General features: G+C 49.6%; 19 protein-coding genes and 1 tRNA gene. 7 read left to right on the plus strand and 13 right to left on the minus strand.

The window, feature by feature from the left end; translation table 11 throughout:
• Positions 1-48: 48 nt before the first annotated feature.
• From I0P70_RS01695 to I0P70_RS01720, 6 genes are all read right to left on the minus strand, one after another.
• The gene (locus I0P70_RS01695; protein WP_196114472.1) at positions 49-1320 is read right to left on the minus strand and encodes an MFS transporter; all 1272 of its coding nucleotides are present in this window, start codon (positions 1318-1320) and stop codon (positions 49-51) included.
• 35 nt (positions 1321-1355) lie between these two features.
• On the minus strand, positions 1356-1661 hold the full coding sequence (locus I0P70_RS01700) for a hypothetical protein (protein ID WP_196114473.1): 306 nt from the start codon (positions 1659-1661) through the stop codon (positions 1356-1358).
• Positions 1662-1670: 9 nt separating this feature from the next.
• Positions 1671-2234: an aminoacyl-tRNA hydrolase gene (gene pth, locus I0P70_RS01705; protein WP_196114474.1), complete on the minus strand. Its 564-nt coding sequence runs from the start codon at positions 2232-2234 to the stop codon at positions 1671-1673.
• A gap of 283 nt (positions 2235-2517) precedes the next feature.
• Positions 2518-3105, minus strand: coding sequence for a 50S ribosomal protein L25/general stress protein Ctc (locus I0P70_RS01710; RefSeq protein ID WP_196114475.1), 588 nt, complete (start codon positions 3103-3105; stop codon positions 2518-2520).
• Between the two features lie 207 nt (positions 3106-3312).
• Positions 3313-4242 (minus strand): ribose-phosphate pyrophosphokinase, encoded by a 930-nt coding sequence (locus I0P70_RS01715; protein ID WP_007657501.1) that lies wholly within the window; start codon positions 4240-4242, stop codon positions 3313-3315.
• Positions 4243-4403: 161 nt separating this feature from the next.
• A tRNA-Gln gene (locus I0P70_RS01720) sits at positions 4404-4476 on the minus strand.
• Between the two features lie 577 nt (positions 4477-5053).
• Between I0P70_RS01720 and I0P70_RS01725 the strand changes: the two genes are divergently transcribed.
• Together I0P70_RS01725 and I0P70_RS01730 are read left to right on the plus strand one after the other, a co-directional pair.
• Positions 5054-5290 carry a hypothetical protein gene (locus tag I0P70_RS01725; RefSeq protein WP_196114476.1) on the plus strand — a complete coding sequence of 79 codons (237 nt, stop codon included), beginning with the start codon at positions 5054-5056 and terminating at the stop codon, positions 5288-5290.
• Positions 5291-5610: 320 nt separating this feature from the next.
• Complete coding sequence (locus I0P70_RS01730) at positions 5611-6150, plus strand: hypothetical protein (protein ID WP_196114477.1); 540 nt, start codon at positions 5611-5613, stop codon at positions 6148-6150.
• A 101-nt stretch (positions 6151-6251) separates the two neighbouring features.
• Here the strand turns inward: I0P70_RS01730 and I0P70_RS01735 are convergent, their stop codons facing one another.
• Positions 6252-8762: a DPP IV N-terminal domain-containing protein gene (locus tag I0P70_RS01735; protein WP_196114478.1), complete on the minus strand. Its 2511-nt coding sequence runs from the start codon at positions 8760-8762 to the stop codon at positions 6252-6254.
• A 233-nt stretch (positions 8763-8995) separates the two neighbouring features.
• On the opposite strand from I0P70_RS01735, the gene I0P70_RS01740 reads away from it, so the two are divergent.
• The 3 genes from I0P70_RS01740 (at position 8996) to atpC (ending at position 11561) form a co-directional block, all read left to right on the plus strand.
• On the plus strand, positions 8996-9448 hold the full coding sequence (locus tag I0P70_RS01740; RefSeq protein ID WP_196114479.1) for a hypothetical protein: 453 nt from the start codon (positions 8996-8998) through the stop codon (positions 9446-9448).
• A gap of 267 nt (positions 9449-9715) precedes the next feature.
• Positions 9716-11221 (plus strand): F0F1 ATP synthase subunit beta, encoded by a 1506-nt coding sequence (atpD, locus tag I0P70_RS01745; RefSeq protein WP_076420409.1) that lies wholly within the window; start codon positions 9716-9718, stop codon positions 11219-11221.
• 94 nt (positions 11222-11315) lie between these two features.
• The gene (gene atpC / locus I0P70_RS01750; protein ID WP_007657491.1) at positions 11316-11561 is read left to right on the plus strand and encodes an ATP synthase F1 subunit epsilon; all 246 of its coding nucleotides are present in this window, start codon (positions 11316-11318) and stop codon (positions 11559-11561) included.
• 96 nt (positions 11562-11657) lie between these two features.
• On the opposite strand, the gene I0P70_RS01755 is transcribed toward atpC, so the two are convergent.
• The 4 genes from I0P70_RS01755 to I0P70_RS01770 all read right to left on the minus strand — a co-directional run bounded on the left by I0P70_RS01755 (position 11658) and on the right by I0P70_RS01770 (position 15479).
• Positions 11658-12200 (minus strand): hypothetical protein, encoded by a 543-nt coding sequence (locus tag I0P70_RS01755; protein ID WP_196114480.1) that lies wholly within the window; start codon positions 12198-12200, stop codon positions 11658-11660.
• Between the two features lie 23 nt (positions 12201-12223).
• Complete coding sequence (locus I0P70_RS01760; protein WP_370583169.1) at positions 12224-13831, minus strand: serine hydrolase; 1608 nt, start codon at positions 13829-13831, stop codon at positions 12224-12226.
• Between the two features lie 24 nt (positions 13832-13855).
• Positions 13856-14203 carry a hypothetical protein gene (locus tag I0P70_RS01765; RefSeq protein WP_196114482.1) on the minus strand — a complete coding sequence of 116 codons (348 nt, stop codon included), beginning with the start codon at positions 14201-14203 and terminating at the stop codon, positions 13856-13858.
• 208 nt (positions 14204-14411) lie between these two features.
• Positions 14412-15479 carry a ferredoxin--NADP reductase gene (locus I0P70_RS01770; RefSeq protein WP_196114483.1) on the minus strand — a complete coding sequence of 356 codons (1068 nt, stop codon included), beginning with the start codon at positions 15477-15479 and terminating at the stop codon, positions 14412-14414.
• A gap of 146 nt (positions 15480-15625) precedes the next feature.
• Here I0P70_RS01770 and I0P70_RS01775 point away from each other — a divergent pair, with 146 nt between their 5' ends.
• Both I0P70_RS01775 and ispE read left to right on the plus strand, forming a co-directional pair.
• A complete protein-coding gene (locus tag I0P70_RS01775; protein WP_196114484.1) occupies positions 15626-16759 on the plus strand; it encodes a PLP-dependent aspartate aminotransferase family protein in 1134 nt (377 codons plus the stop codon).
• Between the two features lie 119 nt (positions 16760-16878).
• On the plus strand, positions 16879-17685 hold the full coding sequence (gene ispE / locus I0P70_RS01780; RefSeq protein WP_196114620.1) for a 4-(cytidine 5'-diphospho)-2-C-methyl-D-erythritol kinase: 807 nt from the start codon (positions 16879-16881) through the stop codon (positions 17683-17685).
• On the opposite strand, the gene I0P70_RS01785 is transcribed toward ispE, so the two are convergent.
• Together I0P70_RS01785 and I0P70_RS01790 are read right to left on the minus strand one after the other, a co-directional pair.
• Positions 17641-18582: a DMT family transporter gene (locus I0P70_RS01785; protein WP_196114485.1), complete on the minus strand. Its 942-nt coding sequence runs from the start codon at positions 18580-18582 to the stop codon at positions 17641-17643. The genes ispE and I0P70_RS01785 overlap by 45 nt on opposite strands.
• On the minus strand, positions 18582-19658 hold the full coding sequence (locus I0P70_RS01790) for an LptF/LptG family permease (protein ID WP_196114486.1): 1077 nt from the start codon (positions 19656-19658) through the stop codon (positions 18582-18584). Before I0P70_RS01790 ends, I0P70_RS01785 begins: the two co-directional genes overlap by 1 nt.
• Between the last annotated feature and the right edge of the window lie 11 nt (positions 19659-19669).

Consider the following 19669-nt stretch of genomic DNA (forward strand, 5'->3'; position numbering starts at 1 on the left):
GCCTGTTTCGATAGGCAAGGGCTTTTGCTTTATACCTGTACTCGGGTTTTATCCTACCATCACACCCGCTTCCCCGGAGGCCACAATCGGTTGCTTGCGAAGGCGCTCCCGCTCCATGTACTGCACCACGAAGTAAAATCCTACCGCCGTGATCACAGCCAATCCGCCCACACTCCACCACAGGGTGTCAAAGCCATACTTGGAGGCGATGGTGGTACCCAGGTATGGCGCTACCACATGCGCTGCAGCGTAAGAAATGGTATAAAGGCCCATATAGGAGCCCCGGTTATTCTCCGTAGAGCGCTCCACCGTAATCGTGGCCATAAACGGCATCGCCAGTATCTCGGACAGGCTCAGTAAGAACATGGCCACATACAGGGTGCTTACCTCCATGTTCAGATTCAAAAGTATAAACGAGAACCCCAGCATCAGCATACCTGTCACGATCAGCACGGACTTGCGCACTTTGTCACCGATCAGGTATACGGCGATCATCTCCAGCATGAATACGATAAAGCCGTTGAACGCCAACAAGCTGCCTATACCTGTTTCAGACAATTGGTATACCTGCCGGTAATAAAGCGGCAGGGTGGTGATAAACTGAAAGAAGATGGCGGCGAAGCTGCAGCACAAAACAGTGAACAGCAGAAAAGGCACGTCCCTGTATGGCGAGCGTTCGGCAGGTATAGCCTGTTCAGTTTGTTCAGCTTTCTTCCTCGGCTGCGGGCGATGCCCCTGCTGGTTCCGGAAGTAAAAGAAGAAGAAGATACCTGCTGAAATACAGGTGATGCCATCTGCTATAAACAGCCACCGATAGGAGATAGCCGCCAGAAACCCACCCAGTGCCGGCCCAATGGAAAAGCCCAGGTTGAGCGCCATACGGTTGAGCGAGAAAGCTCTTGTTACATTCTCAGGTCGGGCATAATACGAGATAGAAACCGAGTTAGCCGGACGCAGCGTGTCATTCACCAGGCTGAGGATGAATACTCCCGCCGCCATGTACTCAAACTCCCGCAGATTGAGCAACAGGAAGTACAAACTGCCTCCAACCGTCAGGCTCAGAAACTGTACCTTGAAGTGGCCCACCCGGTCTGTAAGCCAACCACCCAAAAAGGAACCGCATACCGAGCCGAGCCCATAGATACTCAGGATCATACCTGCCTCCTTGAGCGAATAGTCCAGTACCTCAGTCAGGTATACAGCCAGAAATGGCGTTACCATGGCCCCGCTCCGGTTGATGAACATCACCAGCGACATCATCCAGGCAGGACGGGAGAGGCCTCCGAAAGCATTGCGGTATAAAAGGAACAGGCGTTTCATGATATGCCTCGATTTTACTTAATTTATTTACTGTGCTAACCCATAAGGGAAACAATCACCCAAAGCAGGTTATAGCCCAGATTGAACAGCACGATTGCCGTGACGATACCGCCAAAGCAGCCTGCTTGCAGTTGGCTATCCGTTCTGCTTTGGCTCCGGAAGTAGAAGATGGCTAGAGTCCCAGCTACTAATAGCAGAATAGCCAACGTCACTAGAAATAAACCCTGCGGATAGTCGACCTCGGTATAGGCTACTCCGAAATTGCCAATCGTGAGCATACCTACCGCTATACCTGTCCAGAAGTAAAAATCTGTTTTGCGGCTCAGCAGGAAGTCGACCATGTAGCAGGCTTACTTGGTGTTATACTGGTTCATGGTGCGCTCTAGCCCAATGCTGCCAAATGCGATCACAGACTCAGCTGCTTTTTCAATAATGCCTGGCAGGTCGATCTTTTCATCGTCACTGAACGTGCTCAATACATAATCCACCTGCTTGCCCTTGTGGAAAGTGTCGCCAACACCGAAGCGCAGACGTGGGTAGTTGTTGTGGCCCAGGGTCTGCTCAATGTGCTTCAAGCCATTGTGCCCGCCTGCACTGCCTTTGGCGCGGATGCGCAGCTTCCCAAAGGGCAGGGCAATGTCGTCGGTGATCACCATCATCTGATCTGGTGTCAGTTTCAGGTTGCTGAGCCAGTGACTCACGGCCTTGCCGCTCAGGTTCATGTAAGTGGTGGGTTTCACCAGCACATAGGTGCGGCCCTTGCTCTTGATCTCGGTCACGAAGGAGTGGCGGCCTGTGTCAAACTTTGCATCAAATTTCTGCGCCAGGTAGTCCAGCACCATAAAACCGATGTTGTGACGCGTCTCCGCGTATTCCGGGCCAATATTGCCAAGGCCCACGATCAGGTATTTCATACTTGTATCTTCAATGCTCGCTGCCGCCTCTTGTCCAAGACCCAGCCATTGTTTTAGCTTTGTAATAGGTGAATTGCTCAATGGTTAAATTTTTAAATGCTACAGTTTTAAATTCTGGAAACCCAATTTACGCCTGTGCACCAAGGTGAGAGGATATGGACCGCATATCTGGTGTAGCAGGCAACAATTTAGTAATTAAACCATTTAGCCATTTAGGAGAAACAAAAAATCCTGCCCTGCTCGGAGCAGGACAGGATCTTGAATGCTTTTGAAGCAACAGTAATTATTTCTTACCGCCGCGAGCTTCTTCAGCCTGTGCGCTCTTAAGAGCACGTGGAATCGTAACAGTTGCTACCGGAGCAAGTGGGTTGGTCAGGATCTCGTAGTCACCTTTCGCAATCTTGCTTACTTTGATAGACTTGCCAAGCTCCAGGTCAGAGATGTTCACCTCGATATAATCCGGAAGGTTAGCTGGAAGGGCCTTGATTTTCAGCTTACGCAGCTTAGTTACCAATTTACCACCTACCATTACACCAGGAGAGTTACCAACGAACTTAACAGGAACGTCGATTTTCACTTCTTTGTCTTCTTGCAGCTGCAGGAAGTCAACGTGAAGCAGCATTTCGTTTACTGGGTGGAACTGTACGTCCTGAAGGATCGCTCTGTAGTGCGTGCCTTCGATATTCAGATCAACTTCGTATACTTCTGGAGAATAAACTAAGTCTCTGAACAGGATAGCTGGGGCGTAGAAGTGAACTTGCTCAGCGCCGCCATACAATACACCTGGTACATAAGACTCATTGCGCAGCTCTTTCGTCTGTGCTTTACCGAGATTTGCTCTTTTAAACCCTATAATCTCTAAAGTTTTCATAAAAATGAATTTGTTAAATTTTTGAAGGCACAAAGGTATGGATTTAATCGTTGATTGTTAAATTGTTGATTGTTTTTTTCTTATACTGTACAATCAATTCAAAACCAACCGCCATATCCTTTGTAAGGCCTACTCCACTATTAAATACAATTGCTGGTTATTAACCATTGCGGACAACAATCAACAACCAGCAATTAACAATCAATATTATATAAACAGCGAGCTGATAGACTCGTGTGTCACTACGTTGTTGATGGCGCGTGCGAACAGCTCAGAGAAGGAAAGCACTTTGATCTTGGAGCAGTCCTGGCGCAATGGAATAGTGTCAGAAACCACGAGTTCTTCCAGTACCGAGTTCTCGATACGCTCGTAAGCTGGTCCTGACAGTACCGGGTGCGTGGCGATAGCGCGAACTGTCTTGGCACCTTTGTCTTTCAGGAGTTTGGCTGCCTGTGTGATCGTGCCGGCAGTGTCTACCATGTCGTCCACAAGCACCACGTCCATACCTTCCACGTCACCGATCACCTGCATCGAGGCGATCTCGTTAGCGCGTTTGCGGTGTTTGTCGCAGACAACCATTTCAGCACCGAAGTTTTTGGCAAAGGCTCTTGTTCTTACCACACCCCCCACGTCAGGAGAAGCGAAGATGAGGTCGTTGCCTAAGTTGAGGCTGCGCAGGTAAGGCACGAAGATGGCAGAACCATCCAGATGATCAACCGGAATATCGAAGAAGCCCTGGATCTGGCCGGCGTGCAGGTCGCATGTCATCAGGCGATCAGCACCTACTGACTGGATGGCGTTGGCAAGTACTTTAGAGCCGATAGAAACACGGGGCTTGTCTTTGCGATCCTGGCGGGCATATCCGTAGTAAGGCATCACCACGATCACTTTGTGGGCTGAGGCACGCTTGGCGGCATCTACCATCAGCATAAGCTCCATCAGGTTGTCGGCTGGCGGAAACGTAGACTGCACCAGAAATACTTCTGCACCGCGAACGGATTCATTGAAGTGTGGTGCCATCTCCCCGTCGCTAAAACGTAAAAGCTCAAGGTCGCCGAGTTGCGTACCGTAAGCGGCTGCGATTTTTTCAGCTAAGTACTTGGAGGCGGAGCCAGCAAAAATTTTTACCTGTGGCATAATAATGCTAAATGTTTGAAGGGTTTGGTTTAGGTTATTATGCCTGCAAAGCTACGAAATTCCGCAGATATGCTACCTGATATTTCTGATTTTTAATTAGTTAGGCAGGAGGGTATAAAGCAAAAAAGGCAACCCGCATCGCTGTGGGTTGCCTTTTTAAGTTGTCCGACCAGGTTTCGAACCTGGACTCTTCTGAACCAAAATCAGACGTGTTGCCAGTTACACCATCGGACAAGCTACCTACTAGATTTCAGGGTGGAAGCCCCTTCGTCGTTCAGTGATGCAAAGATAGGCAGGCTATTTTAAACTGCAAACATTTGCCTCAAATTTTTTTGAAAAATATAGTCCAAAATCTGCTTTAGCGCCTTGTTCTAGTGCTTTTTGGTTACGCTTTTGCCATCCGATAGTTCGCTTTGGCAGGGGCGAACAGGAGCTGATTTGGTGCTTAATTGAGTGAAATTCACAGTCTTATTCTGAGGCTCTTTACTAGATTTGACCAGCTTCTTCGCCTAGTCCTGAGTTACAGGGCAGAGCCGGCGCAAGCTTAAAAAAATTTCAGGAGCTGATATTTTTTTCTGTTCCATTGCCGGATTCAGGCCTTCAGGTATAGCAAATGCAGGGTGATGTAAATAAAGTAGCGCCCAGAAGATGTAGTAGGTCACGCATTAAGTTGAAGCACTCCTTGTCATGTTAAATAAGGTATAGCTTAAAGGGCTGGGTGCCAATGTGGATAAATATAACTGATTTTATGGTCCTTGCGTGTCACCAACTGGCAAGTCCTGCGTAAAGAACCTTGCTAAATCTTCCAATTATGTATTCATCTACCATGACGGTCACTACTGACATCATTACCACTACCTGCGGACGTGAGCTTGACCTTAGCCGTACTGAGCTGATCATTGAGCGTTCCAACAGCCTTTTCAGTTATAATATCCATAAACTGAATTCGGGCGAATATGTGATAGCAGAGAAGTTCTTTGCCAACCCTTTTAACAACCGCTACATCCTGCTCAATGACGAGCAGATTGAGATGCTGAAACATTTGTAGTGCTTTTGACGAATAAGGAGTTTGTCTTTAGAACAATCAAACAAGATTACGCTTACAATTATGTTTAAATTTTTAGCCTTCCGCTTATTCCGGGCCATCTGGGCTCAGATTCTTTAAAATTTAAGAACCACTCTAAAAATACCAGGCCATCTCCGCCATGCACTGTTTGTTAGCAAGCTGCGCATGGCGGAGATGGCTTTTTAGAGGCGTTTGCAACTGGTATACCTCCGTCTGCTAAATAATGACCTTACTTATTGGTAATGATGCGTTTAAGTATTATGTTCACAGTTATTAACAGTGGTTCATTTTAAGTCATTGCTATGAAACAGGTTTATCTTTTACCCATGTTACTGTGTGCCGCTATAGGTGTTGAAGCCGTACGTGGTGCCGGACCTGCTCCGTTGAAGGGAGAGGGTGCTTCTTTTAATGCTTCTGAATTGATGGTCTCCTCTCAGGATACTATTGTGAAGGGGCAAGACTCTACGAAGGTGGCCTATGTGCGGGAAGACGACCCCAAAATGAAAAAGAAAGCCCCGACTGTTAAAAAGACCAGGATCTCCTATAAACGGGATGTGCAGCGGGCCTCGTTGTCCAAGCAAAGTGCGGAGGGTAATATGATTGATGTCATTGTAATGCAGTCAGGCCGTGTGTTGCGCAACCTGGAAGACGTGCAATTAGCTGGCAGCAGCGGAAACCAATTGTCTTCACAGAATTTTATAGGTTTCGAAAACATGGTGATTCCCTTCGAAGGCACCGTCCGGTTCAGGGCATCTAACCAAATGGGTACTGCCACCTACGACCGCGAAGTGCGCTTCACTGTAATGGAGCAGGGGCGCTGGGTGTTGAGGATCGATCTTTAGTGAGTTGTAACTTCATACCTGTCGCAGGTATAGCCTTATAAAGAAACAGCCGCAGTGAGAATCATCTCGCTGCGGCTGTTCTATGTTTTAGGATTTGTATTCTACTCTTCGTCAGGGGCTGCTAGAAATCCATTTCGTCGCTTGTTGCCCACGTTTTCAATCTCACGGTTAATCTCTTTGATATCCACTGGCTGCGAAAAGTCGCCTAACAGGTGCTTGGTGAAGTAGTCACCCATCATCCAGAAGAAATACTCGGTCATGTCGCCGAAGCCGTGGCGCTGGCCTGGCAGCAGTACAAAGTCAAAACGCTTGTTGGCTTTGATCAGCGCGTTGGCCATGCGAATGGTACCAGCAGGGTGCACGTTGTTGTCTACGTCACCAGTTGCCAACATCAGGTGTCCCTTCAGGTTTTGAGCCAGGTCCGGATTTTTCTCGATAGCGTACACGAAGGTCGTGTCACCTTTTGGCGAAACTACCTCTTTCACACCGTGGTGCTTTTCGCTCCACCAGCGGTTGTAGATGTTGTTCTCGTGGTTACCTGCTCCCGATACCGCTACCTTAAAGAAGTCAGGGTATACCAGCATAGCTGCCGTAGACATGAAGCCACCACCGGAGTGACCAGTTATACCTACACGGTCGATGTCGATGAAACGGTGGCGATCTGCCAACTGCTCGATCGCGGCTTTCTTGTCGGACAGGCCATAGTCACGCAGGTTGCCGTAACCGAAGGTATGGTACCACTTAGAGCGGGCCGGGTGACCACCGCGGTTACCTACTGTAACTACCACAAAGCCCAGCTGCGCCAGACGGTCAATGCGGTCCATGCTGCGGCCGAATGACTTGTTTACAGCCTCTGTCTGCGGGCCTGGGTATACGTAAGCGATAATCGGGTAGGTCTTGGTGGAGTCAAAGTCGAACGGTTTGTACATCACACCATAAATGTCGGTAATGCCATCGTCTGCCTTCACCATGAACGGCTCCGGGAATTTATAGCCAGTTGTCATCAGGCGGCTCAGGTCCGCTTTCTCCAGTTCCATCACCTTGCGGCCTTTCGTGTCGTACAGTGCTGATACTGGTACGGTGTTCACGCGGGAAGCCGTGTTCACAAAGTAGGTATTGTTATCGTTCAGGCTGATGTTGTTGTCAAAGTTGCCTTTATTAAGGAGCGTCATGCCGCTGCCGTCGAAGTTGATGCGGTAGAGGTGCATCAGGTAAGGGTCTTCGCCGTTTTCACGACCATTGGCTGTGAAGTAAAGCACACGGTTCTTCTCATCTATACCTACCAGGTCCTCTGCATGGAAAGAGCCACTCGTGATGCGGTTTTTCAGGTTGCCTTTGCCATCATAGAGATAGAAGTGTCCCCAGCCATCACGCTCAGACCAATGGATGATCTCGTTGCCACCCTTTACCAAGCCAATGCGATTCATGTCGATGTAGGTGTTGAAGCGCTCCTCAATCACAGGTGTCACTTTGCCGGAAGCGATATCCAGTTCGCAAACGTCGATCTTTTTCAGGTCGCGACTGGTACGAGTGAAGTACAGCTTGTCTTTGGTGCCGTGCCACAGGTTGGGGCGGTGCTCATCGTCACGCTGTTTCTGCAGGGCAGGAGCGGACCACAAGGAAAGCTCCTGGTCTTTGAAGGCTGCTGTGTTAATGCGTTTCTGCGTCTTGTTAGCAAAGTCAAAGATCATCAGCTCTCTTTTAGGAGCCTCTTTCTCGCCTGGCATCTGGTACTTGTAAGTTTCAAGTGCAGGGCGGCCATTAGCGGTATGATGCAGTACCCACAGGTCCTTTACTTTGCGTTCGTCCGTGCGGACCATGGCAAACTGCTTAGAGTCAGGTGACCACAGAATAAAGGCCGGCTTGCGGTTCTTCTTGTTCTTCTCGCGCTCCACGTTTGTTTCGCCACGAGAGTCGCCATAGGTATAATACTCTACACCATCTTTGGTAAGCTGGTGCTCTACAATGGTGGAGTCCTTCTCGTTCTTCAGAGCCTTTTCGTAGTTAGCACGGTCCATCCAGTAGAGGTTGTGCTCTTTTGCAAATATCACAACCTGCTGGTCAGGGGAGATAGAAGCCCAGCGTGGCTTGGACTTTGGCTTTTCAAAATCTTTCAGCTCCACCACCTGACCGGTAGCCAGGTTATAGCGGAAGTAAAATGTCTTTTTCTCGAGTGAGTCAGCGGCTTTTTTGTCGAGGCGGTCTTTCTTTACCTGGTCGATCGAGCTTTTGATCTCGAACTGAACGCTCTTCTCATCTTCAGAAAACTTCAGGTTCTTAATAGGCAGGTGCTGCGCATCAAAGGGGTCCTGCACGATCATGGTCACGGCAGAGGCTACCTTGGCGTTGTCGAGCAATAGCTTTTTAGATTTAGTGGCCGGGTCCACGATGTACCAGTTCTTGCCATTGCTGGTTTCATACTCGTACCAGAAGCGGTCGGAGTTCTTAAGCCAGTGCGGGTCTAGGTTGGTGGTGAAGATTAGTTTCTCCAGCTTTTTGGGTGAGAATCGGGAAGCCAGCTGGTAATTCCCCTTGGTCGGTGTACCAGACTGCTGTGCCTGTACACTGATGCCCGCTATCAGCAGCATAGCGAGAAGGTAAATTTTCTTCATGAAAAGGTTAGTTTGGTTGAATAGATCAGGTGAACAGGTATAAGCCGCTCGGAAGGTATAGACTGAAGCAACGAACAATGGTTTAACAAGAGGTAAACACAAATATTAGAAACTATAAACTAAATTGAAGAGAGAAGCGAAGTGAGCTGATTCGGGTATGCAGAAGTACTGCTCCTGGTATGCAACCCTTTTCCCTGTGTTTTGGTCAACTTATTATATTTCAGCTCTATATTATGAGAAAAACTCTGTTTGTTGTTGTATTGGTCAGCCTTTTCTTCTCTTGTTCAAAAGAAGACCTGGAAACTGTTAATGTCGTTTTAGGGCAGGAAATTAGGTTAAAAGAGGGGCAAGCAGCACTTTATAACAACAGCGGATTGGATGCTGCACCCACTGTTAAGCTCAAAGTAGAAGACGTGCGTGACGGGCGGTGTCCGAGCGATGTGGTTTGTGTTACCTATGGCAGCGTGGAAGTAATCCTGGTAATAGTTATAGGACATGACAGAGGCGAAACCCTCACCTTGTGCCTGGGGGACTGTGCCGGTAGAAGCCAGCCTGAAGACGAGGCAGTAGTCAGGGTAGGGACTGCACTATATAAAGTAAGGCTGCTGGGAGTGAGCCCACTGCCAAACACAAAGGAGAAATCAGGTCAGGTAAAGGAGGTACAGCTGGTGTTAGAGCCCAATTGAAAAATTTTCTCAGGAGCTTTATTGGAGTAAGAATGAGGTAACTGATGCGGTAGATGCTGGAAGGCATAGTGCTGCGATTGGCGCAGGGCTGTGTCTTTTTGTATACCAGGGCCGTCCCTTTCTGTTGAAGTTCGGGAGAAGAAGGCTATACTTTGATTTTGAGTAAGTTAAAACTTTTTGGGGTGTTGTGTGGAATTGTCCCTTTTATACATTAGTTTTGCGCCTTGAAATAACTCCGTTATACAGTTAATCAATATAAAAAGTCAAATGGCGAATATTGGCAGAATTACCCAGGTTATCGGTCCGGTTGTGGACGTTAGCTTTGCGGGTGAAAACGCAAAATTACCAAACATCCTCGATGCGCTTGAGGTAATTAAAGAAAACGGCCAACGCATCGTGCTAGAGGTGCAGCAGCACCTTGGCGAAGATCGTGTACGTACCATTGCGATGGACTCCAGCGAAGGCCTTACCCGTGGTGCACAGGTAACTGACCTGGGTGGCCCAATCACGATGCCTACTGGCGATGCTATCAATGGTCGTCTATTCAACGTAATTGGCGAGGCTATCGATGGTATTCCTCAGCCTGCTACTACTACCCGTCTGCCAATTCACCGCGCTGCGCCGCGTTTCGAAGAACTGGCAACGTCTTCTGAAATCCTTTATACTGGTATCAAAGTAATCGACCTGCTGGCCCCTTATGTAAAAGGTGGTAAGATTGGTCTGTTTGGTGGTGCCGGTGTAGGTAAAACGGTATTGATCATGGAGCTGGTAAACAACATTGCCAAGGCCTATTCAGGTCTGTCAGTGTTTGCCGGTGTAGGTGAGCGTACCCGCGAAGGAAATGACTTGCTTCGCGAATTCCTCGAGTCAGACATTATCCGTTACGGTGCCGAGTTCAAGCACTCTATGGAAGCTGGCGGATGGGACCTGTCTAAAGTGGACATGGCGGAACTGGAGAAATCGCAGGCGACGCTGGTGTTCGGTCAGATGAACGAGCCTCCTGGGGCGCGTGCACGTGTGGCCCTGTCTGGTCTTACAATCGCTGAAAACTTCCGTGACGGTGACGGTACTGGCGCTGGTCGTGATATCCTTTTCTTCATCGACAACATCTTCCGCTTTACGCAGGCAGGTTCTGAGGTGTCGGCCCTTCTTGGTCGTATGCCATCAGCGGTAGGTTACCAGCCAACGCTGGCAACGGAGATGGGTGCCATGCAGGAGCGTATCACGTCTACTAAGCGTGGTTCCATTACATCTGTACAGGCCGTTTACGTACCTGCGGATGACTTGACTGACCCGGCTCCAGCGACAACTTTTGCTCACTTGGACGCTACTACAGTACTTTCCCGTAAGATTGCCGAGCTTGGTATCTACCCAGCGGTGGATCCATTGGACTCTACGTCACGCATTCTTTCTGCCGACGTACTTGGTGATGACCACTACGGTACAGCACAACGCGTGAAAGAGATTCTGCAGCGTTACAAAGAACTTCAGGACATCATCGCCATCCTTGGTATGGACGAACTTTCTGAAGAAGATAAGCAGGTGGTACACAGAGCGCGCCGTGTGCAGCGTTTCCTGTCTCAGCCTTTCCACGTAGCCGAGCAGTTCACTGGCCTTGCCGGTGTACTTGTAGACATCAAAGACACCATCCGTGGCTTCAACGAGATCATGGACGGTAAGTACGATCACCTGCCTGAGGCAGCCTTCAACCTGGTAGGTACCATTGAAGACGCCGTAGCGAAAGGTGAGAAGATGATGGCCGAAGCTAAGTAATTTATAATTAGTTAAAAGTTAAGAGTTGAAAGTTGAGAGTTGGTTTTCCAGCAGTGACTTTTAACTCTTAACTCTAAACTCTTAACTAATAAAGATGTATTTAGAGATAATCACACCAGATAAGAAGGTTTTTGCCGGTGAGGTAGAGGCTGCTCAGTTTCCAGGCACAAACGGTTCGTTTGAAGTACTGGACTCGCACGCTCCCCTTATCAGCACCCTCGAAAATGGCAGAATCCGTATCACTACCGCGCAAGGACAAACGTTCTATAACGTGGATGGTGGTGTGGTAGAAGTGCTGAACAACAAGATCATCGTACTGGCTGAGTCAGTAAGCGAGTAATACAGCACCCACTAAAAAATTAAGAATCCCCTTCTGTTCGATAAGAGCAGAAGGGGATTTTGTTTTCTTGAGACTGCAGTAAAGCCTTACTTCTGATTAAAAAGCTGCACCTATTCCCAGGTATAAGGTTTCAGGATAGCCAGCGCCACATCGGAACAAGAAACGACTGGTAGGCTTTTGGAATCTGTAACCCGCTGTGCCAACAGCCCTGATGTGTATGTAGTTTGATTTTGGTGGCTGCGGCTCGCCAAGGTATTCGTTTATGTCTCTTGCATTGTCATAGGCGCTTTCGTCGACCATGCGGGCTAGCCCAAAATTGAGTTCAAAATGACTGTTCTTCTTTCCTGCCATGGTACCGAGCATCAGCGACTGGTAAGGTCCCCCTGACGACCAGACGCCCCAGCCACCAACTCCAACTTTTGCCCACAAGCCCTGTAGCGAACTCTTCCTGCTGGACAGGAGCATCCGTTCGTAGTGCAGGTTGTAAGCACCCATCAGCCCGACAGTACCAACAGTCGCAAGTATAGCATTCTTCCGGAAGTTTTCCGGGCTTTCCGGGATAGCCTGCTCTTGCGCATAAGTATGAGAGTAAAGCAGGAACACAGCTCCGATGGTCAGGTAAACGCTTTTTCGGGTCATGATGGTAGCAGGTATAATTGCGCCTATTTTCTAATCGGTGCTGCTGAGCTTTGCGGCGTGACCTGTACTTTTCTGAAGTCCAGGTCGTGGAAGTCATAACTGAAGTCGGTGAGCGGCGAGACAGCTTTCATGTTGATGCCAGAAAGCTTGCCTTCCTGATCAGGCACATACACCACAAAGGCGTCGGCCTCGAAGCTACGGTCAGTCCATTTCACGACAAAAGTGTTGTCTTTGTAGTAGAGCATTTCGCCCTGCAGCCTCGGCGATCGGAGTGATTTGAAGTATAGCTTGTTCTTCTGCTTGTATATTTCCACATGGCCGAACCACTTGTCTTCGAAAGTGCCCACATAGTTGTCAAAAGCAACTTTTGATTTCTTCTCTTTCAGCACCTTGTTTACATCTCCCCAGATCTTGTCGGTATAGGCAGTCGCCTCTGCTATATACTCGTCTTCCTCCTGCTTCAGTTCCGCTACCCAGTCATGTGCTTCCATACCAAGGTAAGCCTGCTTGATGGTGTTGGTGATAGAGCGGAAAGCCTGGCCGTTTTGCTGGTTAGTGAGTACGATGATGCCTACGCCGAGCTCTGGAAGCATCGTTACCTGACTCACCATACCTGGCAGGCCACCAGTGTGGCTCACTTCTTTGTGTCCTTTTACATCACTCAGGAACCAGCCAAGGCCGTAAGAGCGAAAGTGGGTGTTAAAAGGGCTTTTGCCATGGTAAGGTATAATGGTTTGTGGCGTCCACTGCTCCCGAATCACCTGCTTTGTGAGCAGTCGCTGCTTGAGGTCATCGCCATACCTGCCCTCGTGCATCAACATGATCAGCCACTTGCTCAGGTCGTGCACGCTGGTGTACATGCCTCCGGCAGCGGCACCGAAAGGCAGGTTATAGCGGTCAATTATTTTTAACTTACCTTCCACCACAGCATGGGCTTCGATGGTATTGCTCAGGTCGCGGAGCCTGTCATAGCTGGCAGCGCTTCGCGCCATACCTAATGGCTGCAAAATACGCTTCTCCGTAAAGTCTGACCAGCTCGTGCTTGTCACGCGAGCCACTACCTCTCCGGCTATGATGTACAGCAGGTTGTCATAGTCGTACTTTGATCTGAAATCGGATACCGGCCGCAGGTATTGTATGTTGCGGATCAGGTCGTCCACGGTGAAGTCGTTGCCGTCGGGGAACATCATCAGATCGCCAGCCCCAAGGCCCAGTCCGCTGCGGTGGGTGAGGAGGTCGCGGATGGTAAATTCCTCCGTTACGTAGTCGTTGTAAAGGCGGAACTCAGGTATATACTTCACTACTTTGTCATCCCACTTGATCTTGCCTTCCTCGACCAGCAAACCCAGCGATGCCGCCGTGAAGGCTTTGGTGTTGGATGCTACACCGAACAAGGTATGCTCGTTTGTCTTTTCGTCGCTGGTGATCGAGTTTACGCCGTAGCCTTTCATGTGCACTACTTTGCCATCCTTCACCACAGCCACAGCTATACCTGGCACCTGAAAGGCGGTCATGGCCTGCTCCACCACCTGATCGATGTCCTGCGAAGAAATAGACTGTGCGTGGAGGGGAAGAACTGAGCTCAGCCAGAGGAGCGCAAAGACAAAGAGTATCGGGGTAGGTTTTTTCATGGTCATCAAAGTCAGCTAAAGTCGTTATGGTTTTCTGACAGGCATCGGGAAGGCTACTGTGGAGTCGGGTTTCAGGGCCAGTATATGAAACTGGATAGTGGAGTCAGGCACCAGGATAGGCATGGTGAACTTTGGCTCACTTTCTTTTGCTGTGTCAGCGCTTTTGGAAGTAGACTTTGGAAACAGGCTATACCTGCTGCCTGGCTTCTCAAGCGAATTAAGCTTGCTAGTGGAGGAGTCTTTACCCAGGTAATCTAACTCAAGTTGGTTATTGAGCGGTTTCAAGCGGAGCTGTGGACGGTCTAAATCCTGTGCCTGCGCTGACAAGGATAAGAGCACCAGGCCGGCAATAGCGGTGATTGTTTTCATCATTTGTGCAGTTGATTGATCCTGTTTTAAGAATAAACCAGTCTGTGATCCCTATATGCTAGGTTTCTATACCTGAAGATGTTTCAAGCGCTGAATCAGAAGCAGTGTAAGGCAAACATACTAAGCCTGTCTAAATATAGTTAAATCTTGATTCGATTTATGAAATAAACTACACTTTTTAGAAGATATTGTATAATTCAGGAAAGTTTAGCTACATGATTTCCAACTCCACATCCCCACCTACCGGAAAACCAACGCAGGTGAGTGTCATGCCTTTTTCGATGTCCCGCTCGGTAAGCACCTCGTTGTACGACATCCATACCTTGCCCTTTAGCACCCTGGCCAGGCAACTGCCGCACTTTCCGGTTTCACAGCTGTAGGGCATAGGAATGCCTGCCTGACGGGCACTTTGGAGGATGTTGTTAGGATAGCGCGAAATGATCTGGTGTGTGCTGCCGCCGATATGCAGTGTGACGTTATGGGCAGCCGTGTCAGGTGGCATCAGTTTAGCAGGTTTGCGGATGTCGGTGTTGAAGATCTCTTTGCGGATGTTGCTCTCCGGTATGCCGAACTGCCGCAGCGCAAACGACATCAGGCGCATGTAGTTGTCCGGGCCACAGATGTAGAAAAGCAGTTCATCATGCGGCACCCTAGAAAGGGAGTTTATAAAACGCTGGAGCAGGTCCTTGTGCAGTCGTGCCCGGCTGAGGTCTGGGGAATTGCTGAACAGGAACTCAACATGAAACCTGTCCGGGAAGTCAGTAGTCAACTGCTGGAGAGGCTTCAGGAACATGGCTTTCTCCGGGAAACTATTGCTGTAAAACAGCACAGCCGATAAATCCGGGCGGGCGTGCAGCAGCGTCTTGAGCAGTGAATAAACAGGCGTGATGCCGCTACCGGCCGCTAGAAAGAAAAGCTGCTGATAGCCCGCGCCTTCATCCGGCAATGTAAAGAGACCTGCTGCGCCGGTCGTAACCAACTTGTCGCCGACACGGGCATTGTCGATGAGCATACGCGAGAACAGGCCGTTCTCAATGCGCTTCACACCGATGGTAAGCGGCTCCTGCAGCGCAGGGGAGGAGGTGATGGAGTAGGAGCGACGGACTTCACCGTGCGTGCTGTGGTGCACCAGGGTGAGGTATTGGCCGGCTTTGTACGGAAGGAGCTTGCCATCCTCGGGCTCCAGCACAAATGTCTTCACGCTTGGTACCTCCTCCTGTATGTGGCGGATGATCAGGCTGCGGTAGTGTCTGTTATCGTCAGGTATAGGATGTGTCATTTTTTGTTTTCGAAACTTATTGGCTATACGGGTCCAACAGCCTTGGGTGAAAGTAAAAACGTTGTCTCACCTCAAAAATAAACAGGTTTGCCGGTCTATTTCCAAAACCTGCCTATCTTTAACGGAGAAATACGCTATACCTGACCATGGCACAGATCCACCCGAAAACCACGCCCATCTACCAGACTTCGGTCTTCACGTTTGAAGACCTGAACGACCTGGAGCTATACTTTGAGCAGCCAGACCAAAAGTACATGTATACCCGCTACGGCAACCCCAACTCTGATGAGTTGGCCGAGGAGGTAAACAAACTGGAGGAAGGAGCAGGGGCTGTGGCTACATCCTCAGGTATGTCGGCTATTCTGACTGCAGTGCTTACCTATTGCCAGTCAGGCGACCACCTGCTGTGCGCAGAGGAGATCTATGGCGGTTCGGCTGCCTTGCTGTCGCAGGAACTGACCCGCATGGGGATAGCAGTAAGTTATGTGCCAAGCGAGGAGCTCTATACCCTGGATGGGCATGTAAAGGAAAATACAAAGCTGCTATTGGCTGAGACCATGAGTAATCCGCTGCTACAGGTGGTAGACCTGCAGCGCCTCTCAACCGAAACCAAACGCACCGGTATCAAGCTGCTTATCGACAATACTTTCGCCACGCCGGTTATCACCAAGCCCCTGCACCTCGGTGCTGACATGGTCATCCATAGCGTGACCAAATACCTGTCGGGACACAGCGACGTGACGGCGGGCACTGTAGTAGCAGCCAAAGCAGAAGACATAGAGCGCAGCAAGCAGATCATGCGGGTGTACGGCCTTAACCTGAGCCCATTTGAGAGCTGGCTGGCTGCACGTGGTCTGAAAACGTTGCAGGTGCGCATGAAGCAGCACTGCTTCAATGCGCTAGCAGTAGCCGAGTTTTTGAGCCGCCACCCCAAGGTGAAGCAGGTATGGTACCCGGGGCTGCCGCAGCACCCGCAACACAAACTGTCCAAGGCGCAAGGGTGCGGCATGTTCGGAGGGATGCTTTCTTTCCGACTAGAAGATGATCTGGAAACGGTTAATACTTTTATGAAGGCGCTGCAGCATATTCCGTTTGCCCCATCACTGGCAGGTGTGAGCAGCTCCATATCCCACCCGCTCCGTACCTCACACCGCAGCCTCAACCCAGAGCAGCAGCAAAAGCTGGGTATAACGCTGGGGGTTATTCGTCTGTCGGTAGGTATAGAGGAAACCGTAGAATTGCTGGCTGACCTGGCGCAAGCGCTGGAGAAAACGAAATGAGTTTGGGAGTTTAAGAATTCAGGAGTTTAAGAGTCAGAAAGTCTGGAAGGAAGTATACCTGAGTCTAAAAGAACAAGTATATCCTGGGACGAGCTCCTTACATGATCAAGACCATACCTATGCTGGATTTTCCGAATGCTAAAATAAACCTGGGCTTGCTGGTGACGGAGAAGCGCCCCGATGGATTTCATAACCTGGAGTCGTGCTTCTACCCCGTGCGATGGTGCGATGCGCTGGAGATCGTGCAGGCAGACGAACTGGCGTTTACTATGAGCGGACTGCCCGTGCCTGGCAACCCTGACAGCAACCTATGCCTGAAGGCCTATAAACTGCTGCAGCAGGACTTTCAGCTACCACCGGTGCACATGCACCTGCACAAGGTCATTCCGATGGGAGCGGGCCTTGGAGGCGGTTCTTCAGACGCTGCCTTCACTCTAAAGCAACTCAACACACTTTTCGAACTTAACCTGGCTCCTGAAAAGCTTGAGGATTACGCTCGCCAGCTTGGGAGCGACTGCGCCTTCTTTATCCGGAACGAGCCCATTGTGGCAGTAGAAAAAGGGGATGTGTTTAAGCCGACATCCGTAAACCTGGATGGCTATACCTGTGTGCTGGTATACCCTGGGATACACATTACCACTGCCGAGGCGTACGGCAACATCGTCCCGAAAAAGCCGAGCTGCGGCATAGAGATGTACCTAAAGCAGGATGTAGAGGTATGGAAAGAAGTGCTCAAAAATGATTTTGAAGAAGCGCTTTTCCCGCACTATCCTGAACTGGCAGGTATAAAGGCACAACTCTACAACGCAGGCGCCGACTATGCTTCTATGACCGGATCAGGATCGACGATTTATGGCCTTTTCAAGAATGAGCCTGCCAACCTAGTCTTTCCCGGCCACTACCTTCTCTGGAAAGGTTTGCTTTAATTTCTTACGGCGCTCACTGTAGGTGTCCAGCACCGGGTGGATGAAAACGCTGAGCAGGATGATGGTGGCTCCAATGTAAAAGTTGGAGGTCATCTGTTCATTCTCGTTGAAAATGATCCACGCCAGCAGGATACCATAAATCGGCTCCATGTTCACAGTCAGGTTCACGGTATAGGCCGATATCTTTTGCATCAGCCTCACTGAGGCGGTATAAGCATACACTGTACACACCACGGCCAATAGCAACAGGTATACCCAGTCCATACCGTTCATGGTGAAGTTTAGCGTACCCGTCTCTGTAAACAGGTCAGCGTAAATCGGGAAGAATAGCGCGGTGCCGATACAGGCCCCTGCCATTTCATAAGCGGTGATGGTCGTGGAAGGATGCTTCTTGGCCAAACGAGCGTTGATGATGGTAAAAATAGCGCCCAACAGTGCTGAACCCACCGCCATACCGATGCCCAGCATGTTGTCAAATTCTGTTTCGGCCTGAAAAATAATGTAGAGGCCCATTAGGATGATAAGACCTAGTAGAATCTCGTGTACCTTGAGTTTTTTGCTCGTGAAGGCGGGTTCCAGCAAGGCGGTCCACAAGCTACAAGTGGCCATACCTACCAGGCAGAGCGAAACGGAAGAGATACGGGCTGAGGCAAAGAAAAGAATCCAGTGAGCCGAGATCATCAGCCCGACTCCCATGATGATAAACAGGTTATTGCGCCCCAGCCAGAACTGCGTCTTACGGCGATAAATGATAGCGCCTAGTGCCAAAGCGGCGATCAAGGTGCGGAGGAATACCAGCTCTACTGCCGGAATGGTAATCAATTTGCCAAGTATGGCAGTGAAGCCCCATAACAATACAATGAAATGGAGTTCGATAAAATCCTTCAGACGCGGCATTAGCGTGGAATATAACGATAGAGTAGAAAGCCTATACCTGTAAAAATAATACTCGGCACCCAGGCCGCATACATAGGTTCCAGGTCACCGACCTGCGCCAGACTGCGACTGGTGATCACAAAAATAATGAACACAAAGGCCAGGAAGAAGCCCAGTGCAATCTGCATACCGACGCCACCGCGTGCCTTGCGGGCACTTACAATCACGCCGATCACAGTCAGGATAATGATGGCGAAAGGATAGCTGTAGCGTTCGTATTTCTCGATCAGGTAGGTCTCGATATCATCGGCGCCGCGGTTGATCTTTTCCTGTATAAAGCTGTTGAGCTCCGGCAGGGTCATAGTTTGCTCCAGCTTGTAGGTGCTCTCAAAGTCTTTGGGCCGCATATTGAGCGTTGTGTCCAGCGCCCCGCCGTGGTAGATGCTCTCGTTCTCTCCGTCGAAGGTGCGCAGGGTATAGCGGTCCACGCTCCACTTTTGCCGTTCCGGGTTCCACTGCACGCTGCTGGCCGTTAGCTTCTTGCTTAAGTTGGTGCCTTGTATTTCCTCAATGGCAAAGTTATACCCTACGTGTGCCGTGACGTTGTAACTTTCCATATACACATAAGTATCAGGCGCTATCTTCACATGTATGTTGCGTTTGTCGTAGGTAAACGGGCTTTTTACATACTTTACCTGAAAGGCCACACTCTCTTTGTTTGAGTTCGGGATTACCCAACCGATCAGTCCAAAGATCAAAGCACCGATAATGGTAGCCCCGATCAGGTAAGGCACCAGGAAACGCTTGAAGCTCACACCACCGCTCAAAATGGCTACAATCTCGGTATGCGACGCCATTTTGGAGGTCACAAATACCGTCGCAATGAACACCGTAATCGGGCTCAGCATGTTAGCATAGAACGGGATCAGGTGGATGTAGTAGTCGAAGATGATCTCTGAAATGGGCACATTGTGCTTGATAAAGTCGTCGTTCTTCTCCGTGAAGTCAATCACCAGAATCACCGAGACCATGATCAGCACCGTGAACACATACGTGGTCAGGAACTTCTTCAGTATGTATTTGTCAATTAGCTTCAAGCTTATCTAGT

This window comes from Pontibacter sp. FD36 (assembly GCF_015686655.1).
Classification (GTDB): domain Bacteria; phylum Bacteroidota; class Bacteroidia; order Cytophagales; family Hymenobacteraceae; genus Pontibacter.